Here is a 15,849-nt window from a genome sequence, read left to right as displayed (position 1 = left end):
TCAGCCCAGCGCCTTCTTGACCAGCGCGCGGATCTTCTTTTCCTCGGCGGCGTCCAGCGACTTCAGGGCGAACGCGGTCGGCCACATCGCGCCGTCGTCGAGTTGGGCCACATCGTTGAAACCGAAGGTGGCGTAGCGGCTGTTGAACTTGGACGCGGCCTGGAAGAAGCAGACGATCTTGCCGTCGTCGTTGGCGTAGGCGGGCATGCCGTACCAGGTCTTGGGGACCAGGCCGGGCGCGACTTCGGCGACGATCGCATGCAGCTTCTTGGCCAGTGCGCGGTCCGCCGGCGGCATCTCGGCGATCTTGGCGGTCAGGTCCTTTTCGCTCTCGGCCCGGTTGGCCTGGGCCTTGAGCTCCTTCGCGCGCTCCTTCATCGCGGCGCGTTCTTCGGCCGAGAAGGCCTTGGACGGGGTTTTGCTGGCGGCGGCTTTCTTCTTCGCGGTCACGGGAATCTCCTTGTGCGATCGATGCCGGACCGGGGCCGGCGGCGGTAGCGGATCGGGCCGGGGGCAGGGTAGCGGCGTGGGGGAGGCGGGGGCCAGCGCCACCCGCTGGCGGGTGGCGTGGCCTGGAACTTCGAGCGCGGCCCAAGGCGCCCCCGCCGCGGTCAGGTCTGGCCGGCGCCGGAACGCCGGCGCCACTTGCCCAGGTAGGGCAGCGCGAACAGGTACAGGCCCGTGATCAGCAGCAGGGCCAACGGCGCCAGCGGTACGTAGGACACCCAGACCAGGGGCTGCTTCTGCGCCAGCGCGATGAAGGTCGCGATCACGGACAGGGTGAAGATCATCGACATCCAACGATGGAACTGCCGTATCCACTGATTCATGCAGAGCTCCTTTGACGATGGGCGCCCCGAGGCGCGGCGAGCGGCCGGCCGTTACCCCTGGGCGGTTGCGAACATCGAAAGCGAATGCTTCAGCGCACTTCGTTGATGCGGACGTGATTGCCGGCGGGGTCGCGGAAGGCGCAGTCGCGCACGCCGTAGGGCTGCACCGTCGGTTCGTGGATGACCTCGGCGCCGCTGGCCTGCAGGCGGTCGAAGGTCGCGTCCAGGTCCGGGCTGGCCAGGATGATCATGGCGTAGGTGCCCTTGGCCATCATTTCGGCGATGACGCGTTGCTCCTCCTCGGTGACCCCCGGCGTGGCGCTGGGCGGGTACAGCACGATCGAAGTATCGGGCTGCCCGACCGGGCCGACCGTGATCCAGCGCAAGCCGTTGTAACCGACGTCCTTGCGGACTTCGAAGCCCAGGGCGTCGCGGTAGAAGGCCAGCGCGGCCTCCGGATCGGTGTGGGCGAGAAAGCTGGAGTGAATGCTGAGGTTCATGGCAGTCCTGCGGTGTGGTTAGGAGCCGTCATGCTAGCCGCGCCTAGGAGCCCGGCGCTTCTCGATTCCTGATCGGTCTGGTCACTTGTTTGGCCACGCACGAAGGCATCCCTTCCGTCGCCCCCGCCGCCTCGCGCCGATACACGCTGGGCGACACCCCGACCAGCTCGGTGAAGCGGGTGCTGAAAGTGCCCAGCGACGAGCAGCCGACCGCGAAGCAGACCTCGGTCACGCTCATCTCGCCCACCCGCAGCAATGCCATCGCCCGCTCGATCCGCCGCGTCATCAAATAGCTATACGGCGACTCCCCGTACGCCGCCCGAAACTCCCGGCTCAGGTGCCCGCCCGACATATGCACCCCACGCGCCAGCGCCTCCACGTCTAACGGCTGCGCGTATTCGCGATCGATGCGATCGCGCACGCGGCGCAGGCGGCTTAGGTCGCGCAGGTGGGTGGAGGTGGCCGGATTATTGGTCATCTGCGGGATCGACTCAGCCTTGGATGAAGTCGCTCGGGCGAGTCCAGACCTGGCTTGGCTGGATTGGAGCTTGCCTCCGTGCATCGTGGAACCCCATGAAACTACGGTTCCGAACGGTTAAGAGGAGGCGGCGAGGCAGTGTAACGCATTGAATAATATTTAAAATATGAAGCGCCAAGGCCAGGGCCGCCGCGAACGCGGCAATCCAGAGGTGCGGCGAGCACAGTACTTGCCGCATGCGGGACTTCCCCAGGCAGGACTCCTCTACCGGCGTTGCCTCTTCGCTACTCCCCCCGCTGCATCGCTGGGGCTTCCCAGTCCTGCGTCGGGCAGAGCATGCGGTCGCCAGCGCCGGCTATCGGAGCGGCAAGGATTGATCGAGATCAACCGGCCCTTCAGCCGAGGGACTAGGGTACTGAGGTTCCCTCAGGTGCCTTCGGAATGCATGTTCTCGGGCAGGATCGAGTTTCTAACGCCGTGGAGCCCGGGATTCGATTGCCCGTGCGTCGAGCCGGCATCGATACCTACAGGCAGCCCGTGCTGTATCTGCATCAAGGCTGCCTGGTGTGCCGCGCTGAGGGGTTCGCCGCGCTGACGCGGGTGCGGGTGAAGAGTGGCGAACGCGAGATCGTCGCCATTTTGAACGTCGTGACGGGCGACTGGCTGAGCGAAGATGAAGCCGCGCTCTCGGAAGCGGCATGGCAAGCGCTCGGCCCCGGCCCCGGCGAGCTGGTCGAGTTCGCCCACGCCGAGCCTCCCAAATCCACCGCTGCCGTGCGGGCCAAGGTATTCGGCGCTCGCCTGGGCGAAGCCGAGTTTGCGACCGTTCTGCTGGATGTGCTGGCAGCCCGTCTGTCGGACATCGAACTGGCCGCCTTCGTAACCGCTTGCGCCGGGGACCGGATGGATCTGGATGAGTCCGTGGCGCTGACGCGCGCGATGATATCGGTAGGCGACCGGCTCGACTGGGGGGCGGGGACGGTGCTGGACAAGCATTGCGTAGGCGGCCTCCCCGGCAATCGCACTACGCCGATCGTCGTTTCCATAGTGGCGGCACTGGGCCATCGCATTCCCAAGACCTCATCGCGCGCCATTACTTCTCCGGCCGGCACCGCCGATGTCATGGCGACGATGACAAGGGTGGACCTTGAGCTCGGGACCCTACGCCGCGTGGTGGAGCGCGAAGGCGGTTGCCTGGCTTCGGGCGGCACCGTGCGCCTGAGCCCGGCCGACGATGTGCTGATTCAGATCGAGCGACCGCTCGACTTCGACAGCGACGGCCAGATGGTCGCCAGCATCCTGTCGAAGAAGGCCGCCGCCGGCTCGACGCATGTCTTGATCGATATCCCGGTGGGCTCAACCGCCAAGGTCCGCACGCCGGCGGCGGCGGACGCCATTGCGCGTCGTCTGGCATTTGTGGGCGAAGCGGTGGGGCTGCGCGTGGGCATTCACGTCTCCGACGGCCGACAGCCGGTCGGGCGGGGAATCGGGCCCGCATTGGAAGCGCACGACGTCCTGGCTGTTCTGCGCAATGCGGCGGGGGCGCCGAGCGATCTGCGTGAGCGAGCGCTCGACGTGGCGGGCGCCGTGCTTGATCTGCTTCCAGGAGCGGCGCCGGGAAGGGGCCGGGAACAAGCCTGCGAAGTTCTCCGCTCGGGCGCCGCGCTTGGTAAATTTCTGGCCATATGCGAAGCCCAGGGCGGGTTCCGGGAGCCGGGGAGGGCGCAGTTCGTGAAACCCTACCTTGCCCCGAATAGCGGGCGAATCGTGTGCATCAACAATCGCCAGCTGGCGCGCGTGGCCAAGCTGGCTGGCGCGCCGCATGACGTGACGGCCGGAGTGATGTGCAAGCTGCGCGAAGACGACCGAATCGAACGCGGAGCGCCGCTGTTCGAGGTGCACGCCGCAGCACGAGGCGAGCTGGACTACGCGCTGGACTACGCCCTTGCGCACCCGGACATTCTGACCATTGGATCCGACTGACCATGATGCCGATTCTGCTTTCCTTACCGGGCGACCGATCGCCGGCGGCGGCCGTCGCAGACCGCATCGGTGCCCGCTTGGGGCGTCTGGAGTGGCGGCATTTCCCTGACGGCGAATCCCTGGTCGCGGTCGATGAAGGCGTTGCCGGTACGGACGTCGTCCTGTTCGCCAGCCTCAACGATCCCGACCACAAGGCATTGCCGCTGCGGTTCGCCGCACGGGCCGCGCGGGAGCTAGGTGCCCGCAGCGTCGGCCTGGTGGCGCCGTACCTAGCCTACATGCGCCAGGACGCCCGGTTTCGTCCCGGCGAAGCCGTCAGCGCGACCGCCTTCGCGCAATTCCTGGGCGAGAGCGTGGACTGGTTGGTAACGGTGGATCCGCATCTGCATCGCATCGCCGCGCTCGACAATGTGTTTCGGATCCCTGTCACGGCCGTTGCCGCAGCCCCTCGGCTGGCGGACTGGATCCGTCGCGAGGTCGCCAAGCCGATACTGATCGGACCCGACAGCGAGAGTGCGCAATGGGTGGCCGATGTGGCCCAGCAAGCGCACGTGCCGTACGAGGTGCTGCACAAGACCCGTCGCGGCGATCGCGACGTGGAAGTCAGCCTTCCGGACAGCGAGCGCTTGCGCGGCTATACGCCCGTGCTCGTGGACGACATCGTGTCCAGCGGCCGTACTCTGGTGGCCGCGCTCGGGCATTTGGCCCGGATGCGGTTGCCGCCGGCGGTGTGCGTGGTGATTCACCCGATCTTCGCGGGCGATGCGTGGGAATGCTTGCAGCGAGCCGGAGCGGATCGGGTCGTGAGCACCGACAGCATCGTCCATCCCAGCAATGCGATCAGCCTGGCCGAACCGATAGCGACCGCAGTCGCACTGCATTTGGCCGAACGCCGAAGCGAGGTTCGAACATGACCTACGACGAAACTCCCGAAGAACTCGTCCTGGCCTGTGGCGTCAACAGCGAACTGGATCCGCCCTTGCGGCGGCAGATCGAAGCTTCCGCCGCGAGCTGCCGCGCTGCGGATCCCGCATTCGCACATTGGGCGGCGGGCTATGGCGTTATCGTTCACGATCCGCTGACCCAGGCTCGTATCCATGCCCTGGTGAAGACGTTGGTGGCGGAAGGATCGGTGCCGGATGCCGGTACGGCGTATCGCCGACTGGCTGCTGCCGATCGCCTGGCCTGCGCCGCCATGTGGCTGGTCGTGCATATGACGTATGCCCGCAAAGTCAGACTGGATGGCGGCGACCTGTCTGCTCCGGATTTCAAATCGCATCCCGAAGGGCACACCGGTGGTTCGCTGAACATGGTGCCGGCGTACGTGGCTTATCTCGCCCTCAATGCCCTGACGGGGCACACGCGGGGTTGGCTGATGGGGCAGGGTCACTGCGTGGCCGCCATCGATGCGATCAACCTGCTGGTGGGCAACATGGGCCCCGCGCATGCGGAGCGTTACGGTCTGGACGATGCCCGGCTCTCGCGCTTCGTTGGCGATTTCTACTCGTACGCCGTGCGCGCCGATGGCCGCCCCGAATCGCCGCTGGGTTCGCATGTCAATGCGCATACCGCAGGCAGCCTCCAGGAAGGCGGTTACCTGGGCTTCGCCGAGCTGCACTATGCCCACGTCGCATTGCCGGGCGAACGGCTGGTCGCGTTCCTCAGCGATGGCGCGTTCGAAGAACAGCGCGGCAGCGACTGGGCGCCGCGCTGGTGGCGCCCCGAAGATTGCGGATTCATCGCGCCCGTCATGATTCTCAACGGGCGCCGCATCGAGCAGCGCACCCAGATCGCGCAGCAGGGCGGCGAACGCTGGTTGCATGCGCACTTGCAGCTCAACGGGTTCCAACCCATCGGGCTCGACGGGCGCGACCCGGCGAGCTTTGTCTGGGGTATTCACGCCATCGAGTTGCGGCAGCAAGCCAGGCTCGATGCCCATCTCACGGCGGGGTTCGATACCGGGACTCCTTTGCGCTATGGCGTCGCTCAGGCGCCGAAGGGCTTCGGCTTTCCTGGCGCCGGGACCAACCGCGCGCACAATCTGCCGTTGGCGGGTAATCCTTCCGGCGATGAAAGCGCCCGCGGCGAGTTCAACGCGGCCTGCAAACGCCTGCACGTGACGGAAACGGAGCTGCGTGAGGCCGTGTCCACGCTGGCGACGCACGATGCGCAACGCAGACCCCTGGAGCGAGACCATGCGCTGGCCACGCGGGTAGTGTCGTTGCCGATACTTCCCGAGCCGAATTGGCGCGCGCCGGGCGAAACCGTCGCACCGATGGCGGCGCTCGATGAGTGCTTCGTGGCCACGGTGGCTGTCAACCCGGAGTTGCGGCCGCGTGTCGGCAATCCGGACGAACTGCGCAGCAACCGCCTGGACCGCAGCCTCGACCGCCTCAAGCATCGCGTCCACGCACCCGAGCCCGGCGTGGCCGAGGCCTGCGATGGCGCGGTCATCACCGCGCTCAACGAAGAGGCTGTGGTGTGCGCGGCGCTCGCCAACAAGGGCGGCATCAACCTGGTCGTTACATATGAGGCTTTCGCCGTGAAAATGCTCGGCGCGCTACGCCAGGAACTGATCTTTGCCCGGCAGCTGCGCCAGGCGGGACGCCCACCAGGCTGGCTGTCGGTACCGCTCGTACTGACCTCGCACACGTGGGAGAACGCCAAGAACGAGCAGTCTCACCAGGATCCGACCTTGGCGGAAGCCTTGCTCGGCGAGATGCAGGATGCGGTGCGCGTGATCTTCCCGCCGGATGCCAATGCCGCGCAAGCCGCGTTGCGAACCGTATACAGCGAGCAAGGGCGCATCGCCGCGTTGGTCGTGCCGAAACGCGAACTACCGGTGCTATTGGACGGTGAGCAGGCGGCGGCCCTGCTGCGCGACGGCGTGCTGCACCTGGCGTACAGCCCCGATGCCGAGGTCGATCTGGTCGCCACCGGTGCATACCAGCTCGCTGCGGTACGTCGCGCCTGGGAGCGGCTGCGCGACCATGACGTGGTAGCCAATCTGATCTACCTGGGCGAACCCGGGTGCTTCCGGGTCCCGCGCGACGAACTGGAAGCCGAGCACGTCCACGATGACGAAGCCCTGCTGCGCTGGTTCATTCCAGGCCAGCCTCGTCTGTTCGTGACGCATACACGCCCCGAGCCGTTCCTCGGCGCGTTGCGCCGGTTGGACGATGGCCCCGGTCTCACCCGGGCACTGGGGTACGGGAACCGCGGCGGCACCCTCGACGTCGATGGCCTGATGTTCGCCAATCGCTGCACCTGGGGGCATGCCGTCGCGGCAGCGGCCGAGCTGCTGGGGCGATCGACGTCGGCCTGGCTCTCGCCTGCGGAGTACGACGCCGTCATGGGGCGCGGGGTGCCGGCGGTGTTGTGGCAGAAGGCCCCCGCATGACGACGCCCGACGAGGGGGCGCTGTTGGTGCTGAATCTGGGGTCGGCGACGCTGAAGGCTGCGCGTTTCGATGGACTACGCCCCGGCGCAGGAGGGTCCATGCCCTCGCAGCGCATCGAAATCGCGCTCAACAACTCCAGCGGCAGCCCGGAGGCCTTGCTCGCTCAGGCATCCGATGCCCTCGGATTATCGACGCCCAGTTGGGTAGGCCACCGGATCGTCCATGGCGGCGATGCCGAAACCGCGCGAATCCTCGACGCGACCGAGATCGAGCGGCTGCAGAGGCTCGCGAGCCTGGCGCCGATGCATCAACCAGCTGCGCTTGCCTTGGTCGATAGCGCAGCGACGCTTTGGCCCGGCGCGGTTCAATGCGGTGTCTATGACACCAGCTGGCATGCGACCCTGCCGGCCAACGCGCGGCGTCTACCGGTGCCGCAGGGCTGGGACGCACTCGGTGTCCGGAGGTACGGCTTTCATGGCTTGGCCTTCGCTTCCGCGATGCGCTTGTTGCCGCCCCTGGAGGGTGGAATCGCACGGGGCAGGGTGGTGCTGGCGCATCTTGGCAGCGGCGTCAGCCTGTGCGCTGTGCAGGCTGGCCGCAGTGTCGACACCACGATGGCGATGACGCCATTGGACGGCGTCCCGATGGCCACCCGAAGCGGCAGCCTGGATCCGGGGGCGATGTTGTTCCTTCTGCGCCAGGAGGGCTTCACCGTCGATACGCTTGAGCAGGCGCTGTATCGCCAATGCGGGCTGCGCGGGATCTCCGGCGTGTCGGGGGACATGCGCGAGCTGCTCGCGTCCGACGATCCGGCGACCACGCTGGCGCTGGACGTGTTTGCGCTGCGCGTCGCCCAAGGTATTGCCGCGATGGCGACGCGATTGGGTGGTATCGACGACCTGGTTTTCTCCGGAGGCATCGGCGCCAACGCCGCGAGTGTGAGAAACGCCATCGTCGAGTATCTGGCTTGGCTTGACTTGCGGCTGGACGACGGCGCCAACCATCGGGGCGAAACGCGTCTGGATGCGCCGGCCGGTCGGATACGCATCTGGCGCGTCGAGATCGATGAGGAAGGCGAGATCGCAACCGCTTGCGCGGCCCTGGCGGCGTGCGGACACTAGCGCGCTTGCGCCGTAGCGTCGCCTTGCGCCCGCCGTCTGCGCATCCCTCGCCAGCCTTCGATCAGGCCTAGTCCCAACAAGGGCAGCAGCAACGCCACCAAGGACAGATCCAACGGCGCAGGCGCGAACCGGAAGGCGCGTCCCGGTCCCTCGAAGCGGGTGACCAGGAACAGCAGGCAGAGCGCCGACAGCGTTACGATCCAGAACGCCGGATTGGATTGCCGCCACCATCGCGAGGCGCCGGCACGATTGACGACGATCAATCCGAGGTTGCCTATGACCAGCGCCGTGAATGAAAGTGCGGCCAGCTGGGCCGCCGAAACCTCGCTTGCGCGTCCCAGGACATAGACCGCCGCCACCGCCGCGAATACCGTCAGCCCCTGTCCGAGGCTGCCGAACAAAGTCCGCAGATCAAGCAGCCGCCGGGCAGGTGAGCGCGGCGGCCGCTGCATGACATCGGGTGCGGCAGGTTCGCGTTCGAACACCAGCGTCGAGGCCGGATCAATAATCAGCTCCAGAAAGACCACATGCAGCGGAAACAGCATAAGGGGACCGCCGAAGAGCAGTGGCAGCAACGCCAGCCCGGTGATGGGTACGTGCACCGCGAGGATGTAGCGAATGGCACGAACGATATTGTCGTAAATGCCGCGACCCTGTCGGATTGCATGCACCACCGTGACGAAGTTGTCGTCTAGCAGGACGATCGATGCCGCTTCACGGGCGACATCGGTCCCGCGCTGTCCCATCGCCACCCCGACGTGGGCCGCAGTCAAAGCGGGCGCGTCGTTGACGCCATCGCCGGTCATCGCAACCACCTGTCCATCGCGCTTCAGCGCATCGACCAGCCGCAGCTTGTGATCGGGCTGTACGCGGGCGAACACGTTGGTATCGCGGGCTCGCTGGGCCAAAGAAGGTCCGTCTAGCGCCAGCTCGCTCCCCAATACCACCGTATCCGAGTTCGTCAGGCCCGCTTGCGTGGCTATGGCGCGGGCGGTCTCCAGGTGATCGCCGGTCAGCATGATCACGCGAACGCCAGCCGCCTGCGCCTCGGCCACGGCTTCGCGAACGCCGGCACGTAACGGATCGGCGAGTCCGATCAGGCCTCTCCACTCGAGCCGGAAGCCGCGTGCCGTCGACGGAAGCCCGGTCGCATCCTCATTCCATGCGGTCGATGCCGCGGCGAGCACCCGTAGACCTCGACGAGCCATCTCGTCGACCCGCGCCAGGACCGCCGTTCGATGCTCGCCCTGCAGGCCGCATAGGTCGGCAATCGCCTCCGGCGCCCCTTTGCACATGACCTGCAATGCCGTCGTATTGGGCAGGCGCCAGACGTGGGCCACCGCGAGCAGCTCGCGCGAAAGGGGGTACTCGCGGAGCCGCTGCCAACCCTCCCGCGGAAGCGGATCGGACAGCTTCGTTGCTGCGGCGTGGATAGCCCGCTCCATCGGATCGAACGGCTGGTCCGGACTGGCCAGGTCGGCACAGGCGAGCAGGGTCCGCATGGCCGTGGAAAGAACATCCGCCGGGACGGCCCGTTCTTCGTCCGTGACCAACTCGGCTACCGACATGCGGTTCTCAGTCAGCGTGCCGGTCTTGTCCGTGCATAGCACGGTGACCGAGCCCAGCGCCTCGATTGCGGGAGCCCGACGGACCAGCGCCTTGTGCCGAGCCATGCGCCAGGCGCCCAATGCCAGGAATACCGTCAGAACGACCGGAAACTCCTCCGGGATGTTGGCCATCGCCAGCGTGATGCCCGCCAGCAAGCCCTGCAGCCAACCGCCATGCGCCGCGACGTACAGCAAGGTCATCAGCACGCTGGAGCCCAGTCCGAGCGCCGCAAAAAGAATGACCGCGCGCCGAATCTCCAACTGCATCGGTGTTGGCGGCGAGCGCAGCGTGCGCAATGCCACGCCGATCCGGCCCACGGCCGTATCGATGCCGATGGCCCTGACTTCGGCCGTGCCATGGCCGGTCACCACCAAGGTGCCGGCGCGTATCAGGTGTTCGTCGCGCTCGCCACCGGGTGAAGGCGAACGGCGCACCGGCACCGATTCCCCGGTGAGCATGGACTCGTCGAGCGTCAGATCGTTCGCGTCCTGAACGCAGGCATCGGCCGGCACCCGGTCACCCTCGGCCACCAGGATCACGTCGCCCACTACGACCTCGCGCGCCGCGATCCATTGCGTCCGGCCATCGCGCAGCACGCAGGCTCGCGGGCTGCTTAGATCGCGCAATGCCTGAAGGGCCCGCTCGGACTTGTATTCCTGGTAGACGGTGAGCGCGATGACGAGCGCTACGGACGCCCCAAGGACGGCGGCCTCCTGCGGATCGCCCAGCAGGAGATAGATGCCGGCGGCCCCCATCAGCAACAGGAGCATCGGCTCGCGTAGAACGCTCCAGATGATGCGCAGCCAGTTGCGACCGTCGGGCTGGGGCAGAAGATTGGGTCCGTCGTGTTGAAGACGACGGATCGCTTCCGCGCTCGACAAGCCCTGTGAACAGGCGTTTGGGTTGTGGTCGTCTGTATTCATCGGCACACCATCCGTCCAAGCATGGGCCGGCTGCGCCTGCGCGAGTTGACCTTGGTCAAACCGTCGTGTGTTGGCGATCCGCGCCCAGGAGGGCGGGCCGCCGCGTTCCGGCGGCCTATCCCGCCGCGATCGCGCTAAGAGTTGTCGCGGATCTGACGGCGGTGCGATCGATCGCTGTCTTTCCTGGGCCTATCAGGGGCGCTGCGACGATTGCCGTCCGGCCCGTTCCGGGCCGGCCTCGATCCGCAGGCGGACTTCGCTCTCCAGCCCCTTGAGCCCCCACGCCTTGCCGATGGCCACGGCCTCGTCGGCCGAGCGGCCTTCGATCCACGCCGCCCGCAATGCGGCCATCGCCCCGACGCGGTTGCCGCTGGCGCAATGCACGAGCGTGGGCCGCTGCGCACTGCGCATCAGAGCGTCGAAAGCGATCGCGTTGTCGCGCGTCAGGTCGGCGGCGCCGCGCAGCGCCAAGTTCGAGTAGGCCAGCCCGGACCTGCGTACGGCCGCGGCCTCGTCGAAGTCCGGGGTCTCGTCATCGGGCGTCAGGTCGATCACTTGGCGGATGCCGGCCGCACGGAGGCGCTCGATGTCGGCCGCCGCGATCCGTCCGGCGGCGTAGACGCCCGGAGTCGGCGATACGGCGCCGGCCACCGGCGGCGCGGCATGGGGCGCTGGCGTGGTCGCGCACGCAGCGACGGCGGCGGACGCGAACAGGGAGAACACGGCAATGGGCAGACGTGAGGTCATGGCGGGAGTCCTCTTCAAGCGCGATCGACGAGGCGATGCAGCAACAATCCGGCAATCATCGCAGGCACGAACCACAATGCCTCGGTCGAGCCGGCGCCCAGTCCCGCCAGCGCGGGCCCCGGGCAGTAGCCGGCGATGCCCCAGCCGATGCCGAAGATCGCCGCCCCGCCCAGCAGGCGGCGATCGACGCGCTTCAAGTTCGAAAGGTGGAACGTGTCGGCCAGTATCGGGCTGCCGCGACGCAGCACATAGCGGAACAGCAGCATGGTGGTGGCGACGGCGCCGCCGAGCACGAACATCAGCGTTGGGTCGAAATCGCCGAACAGGTCGAGGAAGCCGAGCACGCGGCGCGCGTCCGTCATTCCCGACATCGCGAGCCCCAGTCCGAACAGCGCGCCCGAGGCGAGCGCAGAAAGCGAGAGCTTCTTCATGATCAGGTCCAGAGATGGCGCACAACGAAGGTGGTCGCGATCGCCGTGGCCATGAAGGTCGTAACCGCGGCCAGCGAGCGCATCGACAGGCGGCCGAGGCCGCAGACGCCGTGTCCGCTGGTGCAGCCGTTGCTCATGCGCGTGCCGAAGCCAACCAGCAGGCCGGCGACCACCAGGCCGGCGCGCGGGAAGTCCGCGCGCGGCTGCGGAGCGCCTGGCTCCAACGCGATATAAAGGCCCGCCGCGGCGACGAGGCCGACCAGGAACGCGGCCCGCCACGCGACGTCGCCGCGCTGCGGGAACAGCACACCGTTGAAGATGCCGCTCACGCCCGCGACACGGCCGTTGAGCCAGAGCAACAGCGTCGCCGACAGGCCGATCAACACGCCGCCGGCAACGGCGGTCAGCCAGGTCATACTCACTTGGCGCCTCCGATCTGATCGAGCGGAAGGCGCAGATAGCGGATGCCGTTGACGTCGGGCGACGGCAGTTCGCCGGCCCGGATGTTCACCTGCAAGGCCGGCAGGATGAGCTTCGGCACCGGCAGCGTGGCGTCGCGCTCGCTGCGAAGTTTCACGAAGCTGTCCTCGTCGGCCTGTCCGCCGACGTGCAGGTTGCGCTGCTTCTGCTCGTCGAGCGAGTTCTGCGCGCGGGCCTCGCGCCCTTCCGGCGGATAGTCGTGGCACAGGAACAGCCGCGTCCGTTCCGGAAGGTCGAAAAGCCGGCGGATCGAGCGGTACAGCTTGCGCGCGTCGCCGCCGGGGAAGTCCGTGCGCGCGGTGCCGGTTTCCGGCGCGAACACGGTGTCGCCGACGAAGGCGGCGTCGCCGATCAGGTAGGTCAGGCTATCGTCGGTGTGGCCTGGCGTAGCGATCACGCATGCCTCGAGCGCACCGATGCGGAAGCTGTCGCCATCGGCGAACAGATGGTCGAACTGGCTGCCGTCGGCGCGGAAGTCGTCCCCCAGCCCGAACAGCGCCTTGAAGCGCGCCTGCACCTGGACTATGCCGCGGCCGATCGCGACTTTCGCGCCGGTCTCGCGTTTGAGATGCGCCGCGGCGGTGAGATGGTCGGCGTGCGCGTGAGTTTCGAGGATCCAGTCGACCGTCAGCGCATGCTCGCGCACGAATGCGAGTACGCGGTCGGCCGACGCGGTAGAGGTGCGGGCCGAGGCGGGGTCGTAGTCGAGCACGGGGTCGACAATGGCGGCGTGGCCGCCGTCCCGATCGTAGACGACGTAAGTGAAGGTGAACGTCGCCTTGTCGTAGAAGCTTTCGACCTGGGGATTCACGGCGCTGCGCCTTGTTTCTAACTTTAGATATTGCTAAATTATATCCGTCGCTTGAGCTTGTCAAGCAGTCTCTAAAATAAACCCGCCATGGCTCGTTCAGCGAAGCAATCCGGTCCCCGTATCCAGCCCTCGCCCGAGGAAATGTCCCGTCATGCCGGCGAGGCCGCCGCGCTGCTCAAGGCGCTGGCCCATCCGGCACGGCTGCTGGTGCTGTGTCAGCTGGTGGAGGGCGAATCCTCGGTCGGCGAACTACAGCCGATCACCGGGCTGAGCATGTCGGCTCTGTCGCAGCACCTGGCCGTGCTGCGCGAGATGGCGCTGGTGGAAACCCGCCGCGAGGCGCAGACCATCTTCTACTCGCTCGCCGAGGGGCCTGCCGCGAGCGTGCTCGATGCGCTCTACGTCGCCTACTGCGGCGGTCAGGAGGCCGGACGATGACCAGCTTTCGGCGCGCTCGCGCGCAGCGCGGCCGGTCGGTGCTGCGGTGCCGCCGACGGCCCACCTCGTCTGCGTGCAGGACTCGCATGTGGCGAGGGGTGCCGGTGAGCTCGCCGTCGCGGCGAACGCGCTCATCGGCCTGACCAGCCGCGACCAGCCGGACCCGCTGGACGGCGGGCACGCCCGGGACGATGGCGCTTGAAGCGGTAGCGAGGGCGGGCGACCGGTGCAACTGCGAAAGTGCCGGAGGAAAAGTACCGCTTGCACGGGCCGGGCGGCCAAGTCGCAGACACGGAAGGCCTCGCGGAAGCGGAGCCGCTCGCTGGTGAAGGGAAACGCCTGACGCTACCAGGGCGTAGCCTTGATACCTAGCCGAAAAGCTGCGCGATTCACGGCGATGTCGCCGGCCAACGTGGCAAGAAGGATCGCCAGGACATCGAACCAGCCAAGGCCAGCGGATGGTCCGACGAGCAGCAAGGCCCCCAGTACGAAATCCAGCTGATCGAACGGGATCCACCGGGCACCGGACGGTAGCCCGCGCCGCCGCTTGAAGTAGCTCTTGAGGCTGTCGCCCGTCATGGCGCCCAAGCCGAATGCGAGGCCAAGCCATGGCCGATGGGCATAGTCCACCAATGAAATGGGCGCATCGATCGCAGCCTGCGCCGCGGTGGTGGCCACCGCGGCGAGCACACCCAAAGCAAAGCCGACCACGGTCTTGTGATCGCCGAGGCTGCGCGCATGAATCGGACGATTCCAGCCTTTCCAATAGCGCACGAACGGCGGCGCCATGTTGGCGAAGTAGGCGGGGGCCATGAAGTACAGCAGCTGCAGCAAACGGGAAGCGAGTTCGGTCATGGCGTTCCCTCATCCACTGAGACCGCATGGGAGGCGTGATGTCGTTGACGATCGGATGGAGCGGTGCGTCCGTTACGGCCGCCGTGCCTGGTTCGAGGCCGTCGTATGCCGCGTGAAGCGGATTCCACCGCAACCGCGATCCTCCCGGTGGCCGCCGCGTCGGCGAAACCACGATGCTGGAGTTGGGGCCGGATCAACCGTTGCGATTGGCCTCAACGCGACAGCAGCACCGGAATCTCGGCTTGGCTAAGGATCGTGCGCGTAGCGCCGCCGAGGACGAACTCGCTGATGCGCGAGCGCCCCATGGCTCCGACCACAAGCATGTCGGCGTCGACTTCGGCACAGCGGTCGAGCAGCACGGTGCCGGCGTCCTCTCCCGGGCATTGTTCGAGCACGACGGATACGCCTTGCCGCGCCAGGTGCGCCGCCATGTCGGCACCCGGGTCTTCTCCATACAAGGCGTGAATACGTGCATCCGGCACCACTATCAGATGCACCGTCTCGGCCGCGGCCAGCAGCGGCATCGCATCGGCAATGGCGCGCGTGGCTTCGCGTCCACCGTTCCAGCCGACGACGACGTGGCCGCCAATGCGTTCGGCGGGCCATCCGTTGGGAACCAGCAGGCAGGGCCGTCCCGAGGCAAAGATCATGCGTTCGGAGAGACCGAGCGTCGTGGTCGCCGCGCTCTGGCGTGCGGGCGGGCCGAGAATCGTCAGGCAGGCGTGCCGCGCGTGCAGCATCAGTACTTCACCGGTTTCGTTGTCGGACACGCGCCATTCGCTGGTGAAGCTGCGTCGGTCCGCCAATCGATCGAACTCGGCACGTGCCTGGGCGAGCGCGGCAGCGGTGCCGGCCCGATATTTGGCCAGCATATCGGAGATCGCCGTTCCAACCGCGAATCCCGCGTGCGGGTCGAGTGCCAGCGGTTGCGTTACGAACGTGGCGATCAGATGCGCTTGCCAGCGTTTGGCCAGCGCCGCCGCGTAGGCGAGCCGTTGGCTGCGACTCGGGTGCGGCTCTAGGAAGACGACGAGATCCTTGGGGGTCATGGCAGCGCTCTCACCTTGCAATGCCGCACTATTGCGGCGCTCCTGGGCGGTCACCTTGACCTCGATCAACTAAGTCCGCGCGGATCTCATCGCCCAATACCGAGCAGACATTGACCCAGGTCAAATACCCGCGCGGTTATGGGCATACCTTCTGACTGACACCCTGGCCTGTGGGAGAGGGCGGGGAAATCGACA

At 67.0% G+C, this 15,849-nt stretch carries 16 protein-coding genes; 5 read left to right on the top strand and 11 right to left on the bottom strand.

The window, feature by feature from the left end:
* From V1318_RS13680 to V1318_RS13665, 4 genes are all read right to left on the bottom strand, one after another.
* Positions 1-450: a DUF1801 domain-containing protein gene (locus tag V1318_RS13680; protein WP_332940248.1), complete on the bottom strand. Its 450-nt coding sequence runs from the start codon at positions 448-450 to the stop codon at positions 1-3.
* A 161-nt stretch (positions 451-611) separates the two neighbouring features.
* The gene (locus V1318_RS13675; RefSeq protein WP_332940247.1) at positions 612-830 is read right to left on the bottom strand and encodes a hypothetical protein; all 219 of its coding nucleotides are present in this window, start codon (positions 828-830) and stop codon (positions 612-614) included.
* 89 nt (positions 831-919) lie between these two features.
* Positions 920-1,330, bottom strand: a complete 411-nt coding sequence (locus tag V1318_RS13670) for a VOC family protein (protein WP_332940246.1) — start codon at positions 1,328-1,330, stop codon at positions 920-922.
* Between the two features lie 43 nt (positions 1,331-1,373).
* Complete coding sequence (locus tag V1318_RS13665; protein ID WP_332940245.1) at positions 1,374-1,808, bottom strand: helix-turn-helix transcriptional regulator; 435 nt, start codon at positions 1,806-1,808, stop codon at positions 1,374-1,376.
* A gap of 441 nt (positions 1,809-2,249) precedes the next feature.
* On the opposite strand from V1318_RS13665, the gene V1318_RS13660 reads away from it, so the two are divergent.
* The 4 genes from V1318_RS13660 to V1318_RS13645 are packed head-to-tail and all read left to right on the top strand — an operon-like array spanning position 2,250 to position 8,312.
* A complete protein-coding gene (locus V1318_RS13660) occupies positions 2,250-3,791 on the top strand; it encodes a thymidine phosphorylase family protein (protein ID WP_332940244.1) in 1,542 nt (513 codons plus the stop codon).
* A 2-nt stretch (positions 3,792-3,793) separates the two neighbouring features.
* Positions 3,794-4,705, top strand: coding sequence for a ribose-phosphate pyrophosphokinase (locus tag V1318_RS13655; RefSeq protein WP_332940243.1), 912 nt, complete (start codon positions 3,794-3,796; stop codon positions 4,703-4,705).
* On the top strand, positions 4,702-7,191 hold the full coding sequence (locus tag V1318_RS13650; RefSeq protein WP_332940242.1) for a xylulose 5-phosphate 3-epimerase: 2,490 nt from the start codon (positions 4,702-4,704) through the stop codon (positions 7,189-7,191). Before V1318_RS13655 ends, V1318_RS13650 begins: the two co-directional genes overlap by 4 nt.
* Positions 7,188-8,312 (top strand): hypothetical protein, encoded by a 1,125-nt coding sequence (locus V1318_RS13645; protein WP_332940241.1) that lies wholly within the window; start codon positions 7,188-7,190, stop codon positions 8,310-8,312. Before V1318_RS13650 ends, V1318_RS13645 begins: the two co-directional genes overlap by 4 nt.
* Here the strand turns inward: V1318_RS13645 and V1318_RS13640 are convergent.
* From V1318_RS13640 to V1318_RS13620, 5 genes are all read right to left on the bottom strand, one after another.
* Positions 8,309-10,843 carry a cation-translocating P-type ATPase gene (locus V1318_RS13640; protein ID WP_332940240.1) on the bottom strand — a complete coding sequence of 845 codons (2,535 nt, stop codon included), beginning with the start codon at positions 10,841-10,843 and terminating at the stop codon, positions 8,309-8,311. The genes V1318_RS13645 and V1318_RS13640 overlap by 4 nt on opposite strands.
* 192 nt (positions 10,844-11,035) lie before the next feature.
* The gene (locus tag V1318_RS13635; protein WP_332940239.1) at positions 11,036-11,590 is read right to left on the bottom strand and encodes a sulfur transferase domain-containing protein; all 555 of its coding nucleotides are present in this window, start codon (positions 11,588-11,590) and stop codon (positions 11,036-11,038) included.
* Positions 11,591-11,604: 14 nt separating this feature from the next.
* Positions 11,605-12,021 (bottom strand): DUF6691 family protein, encoded by a 417-nt coding sequence (locus V1318_RS13630; RefSeq protein WP_332940238.1) that lies wholly within the window; start codon positions 12,019-12,021, stop codon positions 11,605-11,607.
* A 2-nt stretch (positions 12,022-12,023) separates the two neighbouring features.
* A complete protein-coding gene (locus V1318_RS13625; protein WP_332940237.1) occupies positions 12,024-12,443 on the bottom strand; it encodes a YeeE/YedE family protein in 420 nt (139 codons plus the stop codon).
* Complete coding sequence (locus tag V1318_RS13620; protein WP_332940236.1) at positions 12,440-13,312, bottom strand: MBL fold metallo-hydrolase; 873 nt, start codon at positions 13,310-13,312, stop codon at positions 12,440-12,442. Before V1318_RS13620 ends, V1318_RS13625 begins: the two co-directional genes overlap by 4 nt.
* A gap of 141 nt (positions 13,313-13,453) precedes the next feature.
* Between V1318_RS13620 and V1318_RS13615 the strand changes: the two genes are divergently transcribed.
* Entirely contained in the window at positions 13,454-13,750 is a 297-nt protein-coding gene (locus V1318_RS13615; RefSeq protein ID WP_332940235.1) for a metalloregulator ArsR/SmtB family transcription factor, read from the top strand.
* A gap of 345 nt (positions 13,751-14,095) precedes the next feature.
* On the opposite strand, the gene V1318_RS13610 is transcribed toward V1318_RS13615, so the two are convergent.
* Both V1318_RS13610 and V1318_RS13605 read right to left on the bottom strand, forming a co-directional pair.
* Positions 14,096-14,605, bottom strand: coding sequence for a CDP-archaeol synthase (locus V1318_RS13610; RefSeq protein ID WP_332940234.1), 510 nt, complete (start codon positions 14,603-14,605; stop codon positions 14,096-14,098).
* A 212-nt stretch (positions 14,606-14,817) separates the two neighbouring features.
* On the bottom strand, positions 14,818-15,723 hold the full coding sequence (locus V1318_RS13605) for a universal stress protein (RefSeq protein ID WP_332940233.1): 906 nt from the start codon (positions 15,721-15,723) through the stop codon (positions 14,818-14,820).
* Positions 15,724-15,849 lie beyond the last annotated feature (126 nt).

Origin of the sequence: Lysobacter sp. CCNWLW3 (assembly GCF_036697405.1) — a bacterium.
Lineage (GTDB): Bacteria > Pseudomonadota > Gammaproteobacteria > Xanthomonadales > Xanthomonadaceae > Lysobacter.
Note: the sequence above shows the minus strand (reverse complement) of the source record. Positions and strands in the feature narration are given on the sequence as shown.

Bases quoted from the DNA above. Each gene is read 5' to 3' on its own strand.
- V1318_RS13660 (WP_332940244.1), top strand. From the start codon at position 2,250: ATGCATGTTCTCGGGCAGGATCGAGTTTCTAACGCCGTGGAGCCCGGG.
- V1318_RS13645 (WP_332940241.1), top strand. From the start codon at position 7,188: ATGACGACGCCCGACGAGGGGGCGCTGTTGGTGCTGAATCTGGGGTCG.
- V1318_RS13655 (WP_332940243.1), top strand. From the start codon at position 3,794: ATGATGCCGATTCTGCTTTCCTTACCGGGCGACCGATCGCCGGCGGCG.
- V1318_RS13670 (WP_332940246.1), bottom strand. From the start codon at position 1,330: ATGAACCTCAGCATTCACTCCAGCTTTCTCGCCCACACCGATCCGGAG.
- V1318_RS13675 (WP_332940247.1), bottom strand. From the start codon at position 830: ATGAATCAGTGGATACGGCAGTTCCATCGTTGGATGTCGATGATCTTC.
- V1318_RS13630 (WP_332940238.1), bottom strand. From the start codon at position 12,021: ATGAAGAAGCTCTCGCTTTCTGCGCTCGCCTCGGGCGCGCTGTTCGGA.
- V1318_RS13635 (WP_332940239.1), bottom strand. From the start codon at position 11,590: ATGACCTCACGTCTGCCCATTGCCGTGTTCTCCCTGTTCGCGTCCGCC.
- V1318_RS13610 (WP_332940234.1), bottom strand. From the start codon at position 14,605: ATGACCGAACTCGCTTCCCGTTTGCTGCAGCTGCTGTACTTCATGGCC.
- V1318_RS13665 (WP_332940245.1), bottom strand. From the start codon at position 1,808: ATGACCAATAATCCGGCCACCTCCACCCACCTGCGCGACCTAAGCCGC.
- V1318_RS13640 (WP_332940240.1), bottom strand. From the start codon at position 10,843: ATGAATACAGACGACCACAACCCAAACGCCTGTTCACAGGGCTTGTCG.
- V1318_RS13615 (WP_332940235.1), top strand. From the start codon at position 13,454: ATGTCCCGTCATGCCGGCGAGGCCGCCGCGCTGCTCAAGGCGCTGGCC.
- V1318_RS13650 (WP_332940242.1), top strand. From the start codon at position 4,702: ATGACCTACGACGAAACTCCCGAAGAACTCGTCCTGGCCTGTGGCGTC.